Raw genomic sequence first — 13633 nt, forward strand, 5'->3', positions numbered from 1 at the left:
AGTTTGGGTGGGATTGTCCAGACGGTTATGCGTAGGGCATTTGCCTGCGCGTTGACGGCACCGTGGTTCAGACGGCTGCCCGGATCGATGCCGTGAATCCAGGACTGATTCCCCCCGCTCTCTGGCACAACGGGCCAGAAAGTGGAACTAATAACGACATTCCTGGTGATGACGCCCTGATTCATCTGCTTCCTCAGCCAGAGAATCAGGTGATCGTGGTTCTACAGCCGCGTAGCAGTGTCACTCCACCTGCCACAACTGCTTCTGAACTCACAGATCTGATCGTCGAGAATCCCGAGAACAACGACGTCGTGATCCTTGACGCTGCCAATCAACCCATTCGCGACTGGGCTAGCGTACTGGACGGCACGTACACAGTGATTGTCGGCAACTACAACCGAGTTACCCGAATACAGACCTTAAATGTGGACAAGCAAGGTCTGAAGACGCTTAAAGTGCCCAAGCTAGCTATTCAGTCGTCTCTAAAAGCAACAGGCAGATTGATCTTGCCCCAGGCTTCGGAATACATCTTCCTGATTTTTACCGCCAGCGGAGGCCTGGTCACCGATCTCTCAACTTTGGCACCCGGTTATTACGACATCTTCAGCTATAAGTTGGGGGAAGCGGGACCGCTGGCCAGTCTGCAGCTAATCCAAGCTGGCCAATTGAGCAATCTTAGATTCAATAGTGCCTTCGAGTCTTCGTCGTCCTCAACGTTCGCCCCATCTTCATCCACATACTCATCACCTGCAATACCCAGCACATCGTCTGGGGGGCAGTGCTACGTCAGCGGCTATACCCGCAAAGATGGCATCCGTGTCAGCGGGTATTACTGCCGCTGTTGAAATTCGCTTATTACCGATCCGAGCGTAAGTCGGTAGCGCTGCGGTGATCAAAACTCTTTCCAGGAGGGGCATCTCTGCGCCGTTAACGCTACAAGGCAAAGCATGGATCAGTAAATACATCTATTTTATTATACAATTAACAAGAAGTCGATTTCCATTAGATCGGATCGATAAATAGTAGGAGACGGAAAGTATGACACCGATAGAAATAGGCGCTATCCTAACTACTGTAATAACGAGCCAAATCGAGTCATTCATTGATAAAAAAATAGATAAGCTAAAAATTAGTAAGCAAAGAAAATTAGAAATTGCTACTAATGTTGCAAATTATAGTCATAGAACTTATAAAAAATTGTATTTCTTGAAGACAATAATTCATCAGGACAACTCAATACCATTGCTTGACTTATATCATCCATTAAAAGTTACGAAATTAGGATCTAAAAAGACTACGGAGATTAATTCCAATTGCATATTCTTTTTGGATAAATATGATAAAATTCTGATTACTGATTATGCTGGAATGGGAAAATCTACGATATCTAAGTTTATGTATCTTACTCTCAGGGAAAAAGGTGATAAACTTCCGATATTTATTGAATTGCGGAGGATTAAGAGCGACAAAAGCTTATTCGATCTCCTGAAAGAAGACTTTGGAGATATATCAGCGCCGCTCTCAACGCAGTCATTAAGTGATATTCTAGATTTGTCTGATATAATAATATTTTTCGATGGTTTCGACGAAATATCTTTAGACGCAAGAGAGACTGCAATAAGAGATATAATTGATTTCACTGTTAGATACCCAGACTTAAAATATGTTATTACGTCGCGCTCCGATTCAGAATTAAGTAATTTCGTGGAGTTTAAAAAATTTACTATTAAGCCTTTAGATAGAGATGATGTAGAATCACTTCTTAAGCGATATGACACTCAGGGAAATTTATCGGGTGAAATAATTAAGGAACTTAGACGGATTGATGATGAATCATTCCATGAAATACTCCAAGTTCCTATGATGGTCACCTTATTATTTAGATCGTTTGGCTACTCTGGTGAATTACCATCAAAAAAATACCAATTTTATAAGCAAGTATACGAAGCATTATACAATGGTCATGACTTAACGAAGGAGGGATTCAGAAGAAATAAGAGTAGTAATCTAGACATAGATGAATTTCAGAACGTCCTTAGGTCCATAGCATTTCAATCTGCTAAAAGTGGTCCCTCTTATTCCCGGGATGATCTTGTGAACAAGATCAATAAGGCGTTCGAAAAGTTTGGATATACGCGGGCCAGGCCGGCAGCGTTTATATCAGATCTATTGCAATCAGTCCCCTTGTTTAGTGATGAGAATGTTGAAATTAGATGGATACATAAATCGTTGCAGGATTATTTTGCTGCTTCATATGCAGTATTTATAATATCTGATAATCAGAAGAAAACATTTGAAAAAATGTTCCATAGCGACAAGTCTTTTTTCTATGCTAATATAATTGAATTATCATATGATATGAAACCCCATATCATAGAAGAAGTAATAATACTACCTTATCTAATTGACTACTTAATTTATTCGGATAATTGCGGTCATAATAACTTGCATAAATCCGTAAGTGACAGACTTTATCAGCGAGTTTATATGAAGTTCGATATTACTAATTTTAACCACTCAGATAAAGATCGATTCAAACAATCCATTACTGCCAATATGCATAGAATTAAGGCAGAAATTGGTGAAGTGGAGCCAAGGATTCGAAGACAAGCAATATATAGCTCGAGTACTACCACTCATTTTCTCATAGCTGAACGTCCTAAGCGATGGATTCTGGATTTCATCAGTAAGAAATATAAAGGAATATTTATTAATATACCAAATGAAAATAAAGAGACCTCGCCATTTAGAAGGTCATCTGCAGATATATGTGTTGGACATGCATCCGCTTTAAGAGGGGAAAAAGAATGCGCAAAAGCCATTGAAGAAGTAGTCCGGGCGTTCTCAAATAGGGGAGAGGATATTCTGACTATCAGTGCTTTCGAGATAGATAATCAGCGTGTTAAAGAGATAACAATCGCAATCCAGTTAAAAATTGATTCAATGAATGCAGAGGAAGAGTTCTGAAACTCTAAATTCTATAGATGGCTTCAAATTAATAAATAAAATGGGATTAGAATTTTACTGAGAATACAAGTCCGACCACAGAGGATAGCCAGTGGTGAAAAAAGTGATCCAGAAGCCTAGAACATAGGCTGTGGATCACTAATTTAAGAGACACCGGCGTGGGGCTTCAATTGCCTGAGTAGTACGCTATTGGGGCACCACCGGCAGCGCTCGCAATGCGCCGTCTGGCGTACGCCAGGTGATCGAGCCGCTAGCAATCTTGCCTGTATAGGCCAGCGCCTGGGTGGTTTCATTGGCGGGCACGTCGCCCAGGCTGCACGACGTGATGCCGTCCGAAGTGACCTTGCAGCGTGAATCTGTGGTGGTCACGCCGTCGAGCACCAGGACGATCTTCAGGGCGGGCACCGGGTCTGCGTTCTTCAGCACGAATAAGCCGCCCGCAACGGTGTAGCTGGCCTGGGTGGACTGGGCGACGCCGGCAGCAGTGCCGACGAGGGCAGTGGGGGCGCAGGCGACGAGGGTGACGGAGAGCAGCAGGGTGGACAACAGCAGTGATTTCTTCATGCGAATTCCTTCTGGATCCGGGCGATCTGAATTTGAATGACTTTGCGGCGGCTCTCGTCGTCCGGGGCGGCCGCCACCTCGACGACGCTCTTGACCAGGCTGAGCAGGAACTTGGGATTGCTAAAGACCTCCGGCGCCTTCTTGAATGAGGTCACCACTTCCTTGATGAGGTCCGGAACGCCCGCGAGCTGCTGGAGGGTGGAGAGATCAATCTTGTTCATGTGGGGTCCTTTGCGCCTTCGGCGGCGGCTGTCTTGAGGGCGCTGCTGGCGGCGAACACGCGGGCGATGTAGGCACCGTTCGCGCCGACGAAGCCAAGAGCGGCGGAGATTAGGGCCTGCGTCCACGGCAGGTCACCCCGCACGGCCAGAGCGGCGTAAGCGGTGAAACCAAATCCGGCCAGTAGGGACAGCACCGCGCTGACGCCGACGGTGGTTGGCCCTTTTGTGCCGAACCACTTCTTGCAGATGGCGGTCAGAGCAAGCACCACGTAGCCGGTGGCCAGACTGACGATCAGCGTCACGATGGACTGATATTCGGTAGGCACGCCGGGAATGGCGTCCTGGGCGAGGGCCAAGCTGATCAGCAGCAGGGCGAGGAGAGACAGTCCGTACTTCTTCAAAATGGATCCTCCGGCGGAATGAAAACGGCCCGCACATTGGCGGGCCTGGCGTAGAGACGAGCGGCGGATTGAGTTGACCGATAGCTAAACGTAACGACCTTGAAGAACCGTAATCTCCAAGGTCGTAAATGCTTCTTTGTGCGCCTTAGCCAAAGAGCTGAATATTCTTTGGCACTGACAAGTTAAAATCCTCCGGATCTGGCACGAAATACCCAGCAGGGAGTCCGGCTAGTTTCTCTACAATCCCAACAGGCAGGGGAAGCACAGCTCCTAAAGCACTCTTCTGCATTCCTGCTTTGGTTACTAGGGCATTAATTGCAGACTTCAGGAGGGTAGGGCGCTCGATGGGGAGCGCGTCATCGTGAGGTTCAGTCATGCGCCAACCACGTTTGGAGAGATGAACCATTAGAGACGCAAACCGTGCTTTATCAATTCTTCCAACATTCAGTAGACGACGAAGCATTGCTTGTATCGACATTTTCCAGCGCGGCTTGAGAATCCGAAGAGTCTCTAGTGATACTGACTTTACTTCATCAATAAAAGCCTGAGGGAGAGCGATTGCTAGAGTCAACTCATTGCCCTGTTGTTCAATAAGCTTCTTCATGGGCTTGTCGATTTCGAAGTTTGTAGGCAGACGGCCGTGAAGGATGTCATGAGACGCTTCATGTAGCGCGGTAAACCTCAGTCGAGCAGCTGAGTCGTAATCCTTATTAACAAGGATATATGCTCTTTCTCTGTGCGTTTTGAAAAATAATGCCTCAACATTATCAAAACCAAGAGAAAAGTGGCTAACAATATAACCATTTTTCTCTAGCACATGGACAACGTTATTTAGGGGTGCCTCTCCCAGTCCCCATTGATTCCTTACTCTTACTGCCACTTCTTCAATATGCTCGCTCCTGATTAGTCGAGGATGGGCGGGGATATCTGATAGATCAGGAAGATTCGGCTTTGGCAGTGCTACATGCTTTGAGATAAACTGATCAATTTCTTGGACCCACTCGAGATGAACCTCTGCTTGCCGTTTCTCTGTCTCTGTTGTTTTACTTTTACATCTAAACAGAGGAGGGGCATGCGCCTCTCGGACAATGGGCACAAAGAAGTAGTGGGCTGGCACGCCAAGAACCTTGCTAATCCGGTCCAAGGTCGGTCCGTCGGGTTGAGCGCCATTTTCGTATTCGCCGATAGTATTTCTGTGGACGCCAACGAGTGTTGCGAGGGTGCCCACGGCCATGCCGTATGCCTCCCTCACTTCACTCAGACGAGCGCCTACAAAGCTGGATGGTTGTTTCACAAAATCACTCTGTCTTCTGAACCTCGACCAGCTCGAGAACATGGTCTTCTTCGATTTCGGGAACACTACGTGTCGCTTCAGCAGGCTTCGCATTGCCCATGGCTGCCAGGAAGTACGGCTCAAGATCAATCACTGCAATCTCGCTCAAGTAGTCCGGCGTGGGGAAAACGATCCTCAGGATCGACACCTCATCCGGTTTCTTGAGATTGGGTAGGTGTTCCAGGTAGCCATTGAGCTTTGCCCCAGCTTTTACATCCGGGATTTCGAGAAGTTCCGGATACATAAACGGGGAGTTCTGCACCGAGTGCGCGCGCCGGTAGCCAGCAGGCCGGGACTTGCCAGTCCGCTTGTTACAGCGGGCCGCCGACAATATCAGACGATTGCCGATCTGGAGCTCGTTGTGGCTGCTGGTCTTCCTGGCATTTGTTTCGGTGACACAGTTTGCACCCGAGAGATTCTGTCCCAGATTCTTCAATGCGGTCTCGATCATTCCGCGCAGCAGATGAGGCGCTGTCTCACGGAATGCCGAGCGATCAATGTTCTCCCGCATGATGGCTGTGGCGCCTACGTAGGCTGCGTACAGCTCCTGCCCGATCACAGCCAGAACAGAGTCGGGAAGGAAGCGCTGGATAAGCTCCTGCGCGGCGGTCAGTTTTTCAGTCGTTTCGCCCGTCACGTAACCAGCGTATAACTTTTTTCCTAGATTGCACAGTCCCGTATAGCGGAAACAGAAACGGAAAAGGCTCAATTTGAGAGATCCACCTTGTTTTTCTGCGTGTAGGCCGAACGCAAAGGCTGATGCAGAGTGTGCCTTAATGAAAAATCCACTTCTCGGCCGGATCTGAGAGATGGGGGCGTTTTCAGTGTTCTTCTGTCTCTTCAACTAGGCTTACAGGTCAATCCAGCCACCCCTCCAGTGTCATGCTCGCCATGGGCCTACTAACGCGCCTGTGATGGCAGAGAGGGTGCTTCTGTGTGGTCTTTAGGCTTAAGCGGGGCACGCTCCAGCACCATGTCCCCATTGCGGCGAACCCACACCCGCAGGCCGGGATAGTTCCACGGCCCACCGGGCGAGGCGTAGACGGTTCTCAGCTGAATGATCAGGGCGTCATCAAGCAGCACACCGCCGTACTTGTCCGGACGGCCACTCCAGTCCACCTCCTGCCCCGCCATGTCGATCAGGATCACGCGGGGCGGCAAGGCGGGCGCAGCGTTCTCGCGGAGCCACACGCGCTGGGCATTCACGCGCCGCAGCCAGCCGCGCAGGAACACGCTTTGACTGGGTCGCTCCCTGACGATGGCCCGGTAGAACGTCTCGCGCTCGTCGCAGGCTGCCAACGCTACGTCCACCGGCGCCCCGTTCGGGAGATGAGTCATGGCCCGCTGGAGCAGGCCGCCTGCCCCGTTGCTACCATCGCTGCGCCCGCCGCCGTGGTTCACGGCCATGTCGTAGATGGCCGCAGACAGTGGCCAGGGCAGGCGACTGGGAAACGGGTAGGCCTCCCAGTAACGGGTGCGGTAGATGGTCAACACCTCGTCTTCGCGGATCAGCCACACGTCGCGTGCCGGCAGCTTCTGGCCAGTGCGCCAGGCCGTATACACGCGCTGAGTGACGCCGTAAGCGGTGCGGCCTCCGGGGTCTGCAGGGTGATCGACGAGGCCGCCTTCCCAACGGGCCGTGAACTCGTGAGCACGCTCGAAGTCGCTGGTCACGAGTCCTCCTCTTCCGGCCATTTCGTGCGCGGCTGAATGTCGTGCAGCTGCTCCAGGTATTCCACGCGAATGCGCGCCTGATCGCGCTGGTAGCGCAGCCGGTGGTTCTCGCCCTGCGCCTCTTCCAACAGGTCTTTAATCTTTTGCATTTCCGCCTCCAGCACTCCGACACGGGTGACCAGATCGGCATTCTGGACCGCAGAGACTTTGCCGCCCCGGATCTCGCGCACCAGCATGGCCAGGCCGTAGAGCACGCTCAGCACGATGGCTGCCGGTCCGCCCTTGGTGATTAAACCGATCACGGGAGTCAGGTCCACGCTATCCATCCCGTCCCTTTCTGGGCGCACGCCGCCACCAGCGCGCCACCCTCTGTCTGAATGAAGGCCCTCGCGGCCGCGTTCGCCTTGGCACCCCGGCCAGTCGGCGCAGCCAACGGGGCGGACGGCGAACCACTCGCGCCCACCAGCTGGACTGCGCGGCCCAGTGCACTGCCGTGCGGGCAAACAACAGCCCGCTGGCCCCGGCCAGGATGGTGAACGTGGTGACGCCGAAGGCGATGCCGTTCGCGCCGCCGAACGACGCGGCCACCGCCAGCAGGTACGTACCGCACATGGCGTGTGCCAGCAGGCGTAGCGGTCCAGCTCGTGGGGAGAGCAGCAGCAGGACAGCAATACCCGCGGCTGCCCAGCCCCACCACGCCCAGGGCATGATCGTCGTGAACTGCGAGTACCCCTGGTACAGGAAGGGCATGGAAGGGCGGTGGTAGACCACGAAGGCCATCCCGAACAGCAGGAGGGCCAGGATGTTGGTGGGATTGATCAGATCCCAGCGGCTGTACATGGGGCGCTCCATTACCGGACCACCGCCCGCCGCCAGGTCTGCCTGTCGAGGGTGTAGGTCAGCCGGTGCGTGAACAGCCAGACCCGCCGGACCTCGCCCACAGGAATCAGGAGAGGGGGCTCAGTGGAGCCGGTGAAGAAATTTTCCTTGCGCACGAGCGCTGGTTTCTGGCAGCCAGGGGCCGCGCGGATCACGGCCTGATACCCGATGCCGAGCACCTGATCACGAAAGACCAGCGGCTGGCAGAAGAAGTCGCTGGGTGGATTGGCTGGAACATTCAGGGCTGCCAGTGCGGGCAGCGACAGCGCCGCCCCCATCAGCAGGGCAGCTCGCAGGCGAAAGGAGCGGCCCACTTACAGCCCCCCCACGTCGCTGAGCCCCGCCGCCCTGGCCCGCTCTTCCCAGTTGGCCACCGCCTCCGCCAGCATGCCCGGCGTGATGGGACCTTTCGGGGCGCTGAGATTGTTGACGCTGGTGACCAGCTTGGGGTTCAAGCTGTAATCCCAGCGCGCGTCGGGCTGCCCTTTCTTGGGACGGCCCCACCCTGAATAGTTGTTCTGGAAGAGCACGGTGCTTGCGTCGCGGGTTTCCTTCGAGTAGTTCCTGCCGTAGAAGCCCGCGTCGGGATCGGCGTCCAGCAGGGTACCGTCGGGCAGTTGACCGGTCCCCAGGGCCACGTTGTCCAGCACGCGCATGTTGTTCCCGCCCGCGACAGCAATGCCGTAGTTGCTGGCTTCCAGCACCGTGTTCTTCACGGCCTCCTGGTGCTCGCCCTTGCCGTCGCCGAGCATGATGCCGCCGCCGCTGTAGCTGCCTGATGGTGGGGTGCCGAAGGCCCCGTTGATCAGGTTGTCGTGGACCCGGATGGGCGAGGCCGCCGTGCCGCTGGAGGCGTACAGGTTGATGGTGTCCTCGACGTGCGACTTGCGCGCTGTGTTGTCGATGCGGTTCCACCCGATGTCCACGCCGACGGCGTTCTTCACCGCGTTCAGCTGCAGGAACTGGACACGGTAGAACTTGTCCTGGAAGCCACTCTTGCCATCGCTGTAGCGGCCTTCGATATCTCGCGCCCGGTTGTACCGCACGATCACCGGGGCCGCGTTGCTGCCCGCCCAGGCGTTCAGGTAGATCCCAGCCGTGTTGATCAGGGCGTTGCGCTCGATGGTGACGGAATTGAAGCCCTCGGCGTGCACGAAGCGGCCCGGGATGCGGGTCACGTCGTCCGGATTCAGGCCAAGACCGGTGCAGCCCCGCACGGTGAGCTGGGCGGATACCCAGGGGGCCTTGATCAGGATGCCCTTGCCGCGCAGGGTGCAATTCTCGATGGTCACCGGCTCACCCGTCTTGACGAGTACTGCAGGCGTGTTGGCGTCCAGCGATTCCCACGCGCCGGTGTACGTGCCGCCCTTCGTGATCGTCAGGGGCGGGTTATAGACCAATGGGGCGGAGGGTGCAGCCTCGGTCACGCTGGGCACGAACAGCTCGCAGACTTTGGTCTGCCCGACGGCGGGATCGCCGAACACGCCGTTCCCGCAGGTCAAGGTGCCGACCAGATTGTCCTTGACGTTCCAGACCTCGCCCAGGCCGTAACGCACACGGCTGGGATTGCTCAGCGTGAAGGTCTTCCCTTCGGTGGCGAGCGGCGCCCAGGTGCCGGCCACGTTGGGCGTAGGGGGCACAGGGATAGGCGCTGGAGGTGTGGGCACAGAAACCGGAGGCGGGGTGACCACCACCGGCGGGGCAGACGGCACGGTGATCGTGATGGTGTCGCCGGGCTGCAAGGTGACGCCGCTGGTCAGGGGCTGGCCGTTCACCTGCACGGTGGGCGGACGGACCTCCAGGCTTTGGGGGAGCAGGGTGCGGGGTGTGCTGGCCTGTTTCTGTGGACCTTGGCAGGCCATGAGCAGCAGCGGCAAAAGCAGGCAGGCGCGGGTGGTCTTGATCATGGATTTCCTTTCGGGACAGGAGAAAGGGAAAGCCCCCGCTTCGAAAGCGAGGGCCACAGGGATTGAGCTGGGACCAGGAAAGTCTCTGTCAATTACAGGCCGTAGCGGACCTTCAGATAGTTGTCGTAGGCCGCCGTCTGTTCGGCTGCGCTCAGTTCACGCTTGAAGATCAGCACCTCGTAAATGCGCCCGGTCAGCGGTGCCACGCCACCACTCCGTTGCCCCAGATGCAACACGTCCCCCACAAGGGTCTGGGCAGGGGCGGGGGGCTGGACAATCAGTGTGTTGCCGCCGCGCATGGCAATTGGCGGGTCCGCAGCGTAGTTGACGGTGATGATCTGCGCGGAGACGGTGTTGTGCAGAGCCTCGGCAGCGGCCACGGTGCCCGCGCTGCCCATGTTGAGGATGGACTGAATTTTCCCGGTGTCGTAGACCACGCCCCAGGTGCCAGGAACGTTGTTGGAATTGTCCCCCGTTTCCAGTGCCACCGTGGCCGCCCCCGACGCCGCGAGGACCACCAGCACGGTCAGGCTGCCGCGTCCAGCCAGTGCGTCCAGCGCCGAGGTGACAAGCTCCTGCGCCCCGGAGAACTCCAGGTACGGCTGCCCGCCCTGTCCACCCGCACGCTTGACCGGACGCGCGCCCGCCGTCGCCTGCGTGGCGTGGATGCCCCTCGCGGCGTCGGGCCAGTCGGAGACGGGATCGCCCGCTGCACCTGGCGCCCGGTCGGCACGCAGCCACAGCGCCACGTCGGTCTGAATGCTCGGACCGCTGGCGTCCCAGGCCAGGGGGGCTGGCGCGACTGCTCCCCACACGCTGCCCGGGTCAGACAGCGGCACGGCGAACACCTGTGGGCCGCCGTTGCGGGTCAGCGGCACGTCTGGATAGGCCTCGTAGCGCAGCACGCCGCTCAGGTGCCCGTCCGGGTCGTCCAGGTCCACGATGGGCGCAAAGTTCCCGCTGCCCTGGGTGCCAGTGTTCTCAAAGGACACGGTGTAGTCCACCGCGAGGCGGGGCGCGTTGCCGTGCCAGCCAGCCCCGCTGGCCGCGCCGACGTTGATCCGGCACTGGTACAGGTTCAGCGAGCCAGACGACAGATGGCCGCCGCTGCGGGCAAAGACGCCGTAGTGGCAGTTGCCCGCCGCGCAGTAGTCGAAGGTGGAATGCTCGGCCACGATGTACCCGGCGTACACGTTGAACACCACGCAGGTCTGGGCGTGCGTCATGCCGTAGTTGCCCTGCGTCGGGAAGGCGATGCCGAAGCTGGCGGGGTTGCTCAGGGCCACCATGTCCAGCCAGCGCCGCCCGGTCTGCACCTGCACGTTCCTGGCACTCAAGCCGCCCATCCACAGGCCTTGAATGCCGCCGATGCTCCCGTTGGGCGGGACGATCATCAGCAGGTTCTCGGCGTGCAGTTCGATGCTCAGCACGCTGTTGCCGTCGGGCACGTCGCTGCCCGCGTACGGCGCGCCGATGATGCCGTACAGGATGGTGTTGTCAATCCCGGTCAGTTCGGTTTCAAGGATGGTCAGCCCAGCACGGGCGGGCAGTTCAAAATAAAAATTCGGCGGCCTGGACGCGCCGCGCAGGGTCAGCACCTTGTTGGCCTGCTTGTACTCAGGCGGCAGGCTGAGCAGTCCGCCTGCGCCGGGAGCGCACTGCCGGTTGATCCGGAAGGTGCCGGCGGGCAGGTCCAACTCCGCGTTGCCGGTGGCCAGCCGCGCCGTGATGATGGCCTGGAGTGCCTCGGTGTCGTCGTGCTGGACCCGTGCGCCCGCCACGCCCTGGACGGCCGCGTCGCGCAGGGTCAGCACCGCGCCGTTCACAGCGGTGATGACCGTAACGAGTGGCGTGATACCCCCGCCCGCCCCCAGGACAAAGACCCCGTGGCCGACGGCAAAGGTGCTGGCGTCGGCCACGGTCAGCGCGGTGCCACCTGCGCCGATGCTGCCGGTCGTCTGGGCTGGGCTGCCGCTGACATGGGGCAGGGCGGCCACGCCACTTGCGGGCAGTCCAGTGCCGCCTGTGGGCCTGCGAATAGGGATCACTCCACTCTCCAGTAGTCCACGCGCACGGTTGCGTCCGCGTCGCCGTCGCGCACCAGCCGCAGCGCCGCGAGCTGCGCCCCGTTGATTTCCACACCCTCGCCCACGCTGTAGCCAGGGGCGGTGGCCGCGTTGCTCAGGCCCAGGCGGGCCGTTCCAACAGTGACGGTCACCAGGGCGCGGTTGGCCCCTGCCGGAACGTTCAGGCTGACCTCGTCTGCTCCCACTGCCAGACTCTCCGGCGAATAGGTGGCAGTCACTGTTGAGGCCGCACCAGCGCCGCCCAGTTGCCCAGCCGTGAGCGGGATGGCCGCGCCCGTCGCGTCGTCCACGATGTACAGCACGGCCTTGCGCGCGGGGGCCTGGCGCACGTTGGCCGGGTCTTTCATTTTGAGCTTGTCCAGGAATCCCATGGTTGACCTCCAGGCGAACGCCCCCAGCCGGGTCAGGGCGGGGGGCGGAGAAAGAGTGAATAGGGGAAGGGCTAGACCGGCAGGCCAGCCGTCAACGGCACGTGGTAATGGCTGCCGCCTATGCCGTCGCTGTCTGCCTTGAACACATGCAGGTACGGTGCGTCGGACGCAGGCCACACGACTTCGGTGTAGCTCAGCTGGGGCACAAACGGTTCATGGTCGCCGGGAGTGGGCACAGGGACCAGGGGCACCTCAAAGTGCTGATCGGACAGGATCTCGATAAAAGGGAACCCGCCGCCGTCGGGATTGATCACCCCTGCCAGCGCGACCTGGGCAACCGGGCTGACCGGATACTGCTGGGCATCCGTAAAACTGATGTTCAGCGTCGTGTCGGTGGCGACATAGGACCGGTCAAACAGATAATCGGTGTAGGCCTGCCCGTCTATGGTGGTGTCCACCCGGGTCAAGGTGAGGTTGTTTCCTGCCGATACCGCCTCGTTGCCGTTGGTCCCGCGCTGAAGGCTGACCCCAGCCAATACATCGGCGGGCACCGTCCCGGCCAGCCGGAAGCCCGCCACGCTGACGCTGCGGCGCTGCCATTGGAGTCGGATATTGAACAGTGGGAAGAGCGGCGCCGTCGGGAGGCCCATGCTCGGCAGGCCGACAAACAACGGCGCAGCGCTGCCGCCCCCGCCGCCCGAGGCATTCTCCAGGGTGGACACGCGGCCTTTGAGTGCGTTGTGCATGGCTTTCGTGGGGTAGGGTCCAGCGGGCATCAGGCAGTCCTTTCCACGGATTCAAACCCGTCCGGGTCGGGGGTGGCGGTGGCGTCGGGCAAGGTCTGAAAGCCCTCCGCGTCGGTGGTGGCATTGGTGTTGCTGATGGTCTGAAAGCCCTCTGCGTCCGCTGTGACGGCGTAGAGCGTCGCACTTCCCCCTCCCGGTGCCGGGCTGTCGATCACCGGGGCCAGCGCTCGGATGGTGGTCAGTTCCACTGAGGGGTCCAGTCGGGTCAGGCGCAACAGGCTGCCTGCCGGCACGGTGTACGGGAAGACCACCGCCGTCCAGGCTGCGCCAGCATTCGGGCTTTTCTCGATGCTGACGGCTGGACCGCTCTGCCCGGTCAGGACATAGCCGCTCAGCCCGCCCTCGTCGGCGGTGACAGACAGGGTGAGGCCATCCTCGGTGGTGGCGCCCAGCAGGATCGGTGTCGGGGTGTACATGCTTCTC

Annotated in this window: 16 protein-coding genes; 2 read left to right on the forward strand and 14 right to left on the reverse strand. The window is 57.8% G+C overall.

The features are described 5' to 3' along the window. Window positions 1-62: 62 nt before the first annotated feature. Window positions 63-845 carry a hypothetical protein gene (locus HNQ08_RS05575; protein WP_184128185.1) on the forward strand — a complete coding sequence of 261 codons (783 nt, stop codon included), beginning with the start codon at window positions 63-65 and terminating at the stop codon, window positions 843-845. 193 nt (window positions 846-1038) lie between these two features. Continuing rightward, on the forward strand, window positions 1039-2967 hold the full coding sequence (locus HNQ08_RS05580) for an NACHT domain-containing protein (protein ID WP_184128187.1): 1929 nt from the start codon (window positions 1039-1041) through the stop codon (window positions 2965-2967). Window positions 2968-3153: 186 nt separating this feature from the next. On the opposite strand, the gene HNQ08_RS05585 is transcribed toward HNQ08_RS05580, so the two are convergent. The 14 genes from HNQ08_RS05585 to HNQ08_RS05650 all read right to left on the reverse strand — a co-directional run bounded on the left by HNQ08_RS05585 (window position 3154) and on the right by HNQ08_RS05650 (window position 13626). Then, a complete protein-coding gene (locus HNQ08_RS05585; protein WP_184128189.1) occupies window positions 3154-3531 on the reverse strand; it encodes a hypothetical protein in 378 nt (125 codons plus the stop codon). After that, window positions 3528-3752, reverse strand: coding sequence for a hypothetical protein (locus HNQ08_RS05590; RefSeq protein WP_184128191.1), 225 nt, complete (start codon window positions 3750-3752; stop codon window positions 3528-3530). The genes HNQ08_RS05585 and HNQ08_RS05590 overlap by 4 nt, the downstream gene beginning before the upstream one ends. Then, window positions 3749-4153, reverse strand: coding sequence for a hypothetical protein (locus HNQ08_RS05595; RefSeq protein WP_184128194.1), 405 nt, complete (start codon window positions 4151-4153; stop codon window positions 3749-3751). Before HNQ08_RS05595 ends, HNQ08_RS05590 begins: the two co-directional genes overlap by 4 nt. A 145-nt stretch (window positions 4154-4298) precedes the next feature. Then, entirely contained in the window at window positions 4299-5447 is a 1149-nt protein-coding gene (locus HNQ08_RS05600) for a helix-turn-helix domain-containing protein (RefSeq protein WP_184128196.1), read from the reverse strand. 4 nt (window positions 5448-5451) lie between these two features. Beyond that, complete coding sequence (locus HNQ08_RS05605; RefSeq protein ID WP_184128198.1) at window positions 5452-6123, reverse strand: hypothetical protein; 672 nt, start codon at window positions 6121-6123, stop codon at window positions 5452-5454. Window positions 6124-6386: 263 nt separating this feature from the next. After that, window positions 6387-7160, reverse strand: coding sequence for a glycoside hydrolase family 108 protein (locus HNQ08_RS05610; protein WP_184128201.1), 774 nt, complete (start codon window positions 7158-7160; stop codon window positions 6387-6389). Next, on the reverse strand, window positions 7157-7477 hold the full coding sequence (locus tag HNQ08_RS05615; protein ID WP_184128204.1) for a hypothetical protein: 321 nt from the start codon (window positions 7475-7477) through the stop codon (window positions 7157-7159). The genes HNQ08_RS05610 and HNQ08_RS05615 overlap by 4 nt, the downstream gene beginning before the upstream one ends. Window position 7478: 1 nt before the next feature. Further along, entirely contained in the window at window positions 7479-8000 is a 522-nt protein-coding gene (locus HNQ08_RS05620; protein ID WP_184128207.1) for a hypothetical protein, read from the reverse strand. 11 nt (window positions 8001-8011) lie between these two features. Continuing rightward, window positions 8012-8353 carry a hypothetical protein gene (locus tag HNQ08_RS05625; RefSeq protein WP_184128210.1) on the reverse strand — a complete coding sequence of 114 codons (342 nt, stop codon included), beginning with the start codon at window positions 8351-8353 and terminating at the stop codon, window positions 8012-8014. Then, window positions 8354-9946 carry a right-handed parallel beta-helix repeat-containing protein gene (locus tag HNQ08_RS05630; protein WP_184128213.1) on the reverse strand — a complete coding sequence of 531 codons (1593 nt, stop codon included), beginning with the start codon at window positions 9944-9946 and terminating at the stop codon, window positions 8354-8356. A 92-nt stretch (window positions 9947-10038) separates the two neighbouring features. Continuing rightward, a complete protein-coding gene (locus HNQ08_RS05635) occupies window positions 10039-11994 on the reverse strand; it encodes a hypothetical protein (RefSeq protein WP_184128216.1) in 1956 nt (651 codons plus the stop codon). Next, window positions 11991-12404 (reverse strand): hypothetical protein, encoded by a 414-nt coding sequence (locus tag HNQ08_RS05640; RefSeq protein ID WP_184128219.1) that lies wholly within the window; start codon window positions 12402-12404, stop codon window positions 11991-11993. Before HNQ08_RS05640 ends, HNQ08_RS05635 begins: the two co-directional genes overlap by 4 nt. A gap of 71 nt (window positions 12405-12475) precedes the next feature. Beyond that, window positions 12476-13180, reverse strand: a complete 705-nt coding sequence (locus tag HNQ08_RS05645; RefSeq protein WP_184128222.1) for a hypothetical protein — start codon at window positions 13178-13180, stop codon at window positions 12476-12478. After that, complete coding sequence (locus HNQ08_RS05650) at window positions 13180-13626, reverse strand: hypothetical protein (protein WP_184128225.1); 447 nt, start codon at window positions 13624-13626, stop codon at window positions 13180-13182. Before HNQ08_RS05650 ends, HNQ08_RS05645 begins: the two co-directional genes overlap by 1 nt. Between the last annotated feature and the right edge of the window lie 7 nt (window positions 13627-13633).

Source organism: Deinococcus humi (assembly GCF_014201875.1).
Classification (GTDB): domain Bacteria; phylum Deinococcota; class Deinococci; order Deinococcales; family Deinococcaceae; genus Deinococcus; species Deinococcus humi.

Coding starts and splice junctions, on each gene's coding strand:
- HNQ08_RS05580 (WP_184128187.1), top strand. CDS start 1,039: ATGACACCGATAGAAATAGGCGCTATCCTAACTACTGTAATAACGAGC.
- HNQ08_RS05585 (WP_184128189.1), bottom strand. CDS start 3,531: ATGAAGAAATCACTGCTGTTGTCCACCCTGCTGCTCTCCGTCACCCTC.
- HNQ08_RS05590 (WP_184128191.1), bottom strand. CDS start 3,752: ATGAACAAGATTGATCTCTCCACCCTCCAGCAGCTCGCGGGCGTTCCG.
- HNQ08_RS05620 (WP_184128207.1), bottom strand. CDS start 8,000: ATGTACAGCCGCTGGGATCTGATCAATCCCACCAACATCCTGGCCCTC.
- HNQ08_RS05630 (WP_184128213.1), bottom strand. CDS start 9,946: ATGATCAAGACCACCCGCGCCTGCCTGCTTTTGCCGCTGCTGCTCATG.
- HNQ08_RS05640 (WP_184128219.1), bottom strand. CDS start 12,404: ATGGGATTCCTGGACAAGCTCAAAATGAAAGACCCGGCCAACGTGCGC.
- HNQ08_RS05645 (WP_184128222.1), bottom strand. CDS start 13,180: ATGCCCGCTGGACCCTACCCCACGAAAGCCATGCACAACGCACTCAAA.
- HNQ08_RS05650 (WP_184128225.1), bottom strand. CDS start 13,626: ATGTACACCCCGACACCGATCCTGCTGGGCGCCACCACCGAGGATGGC.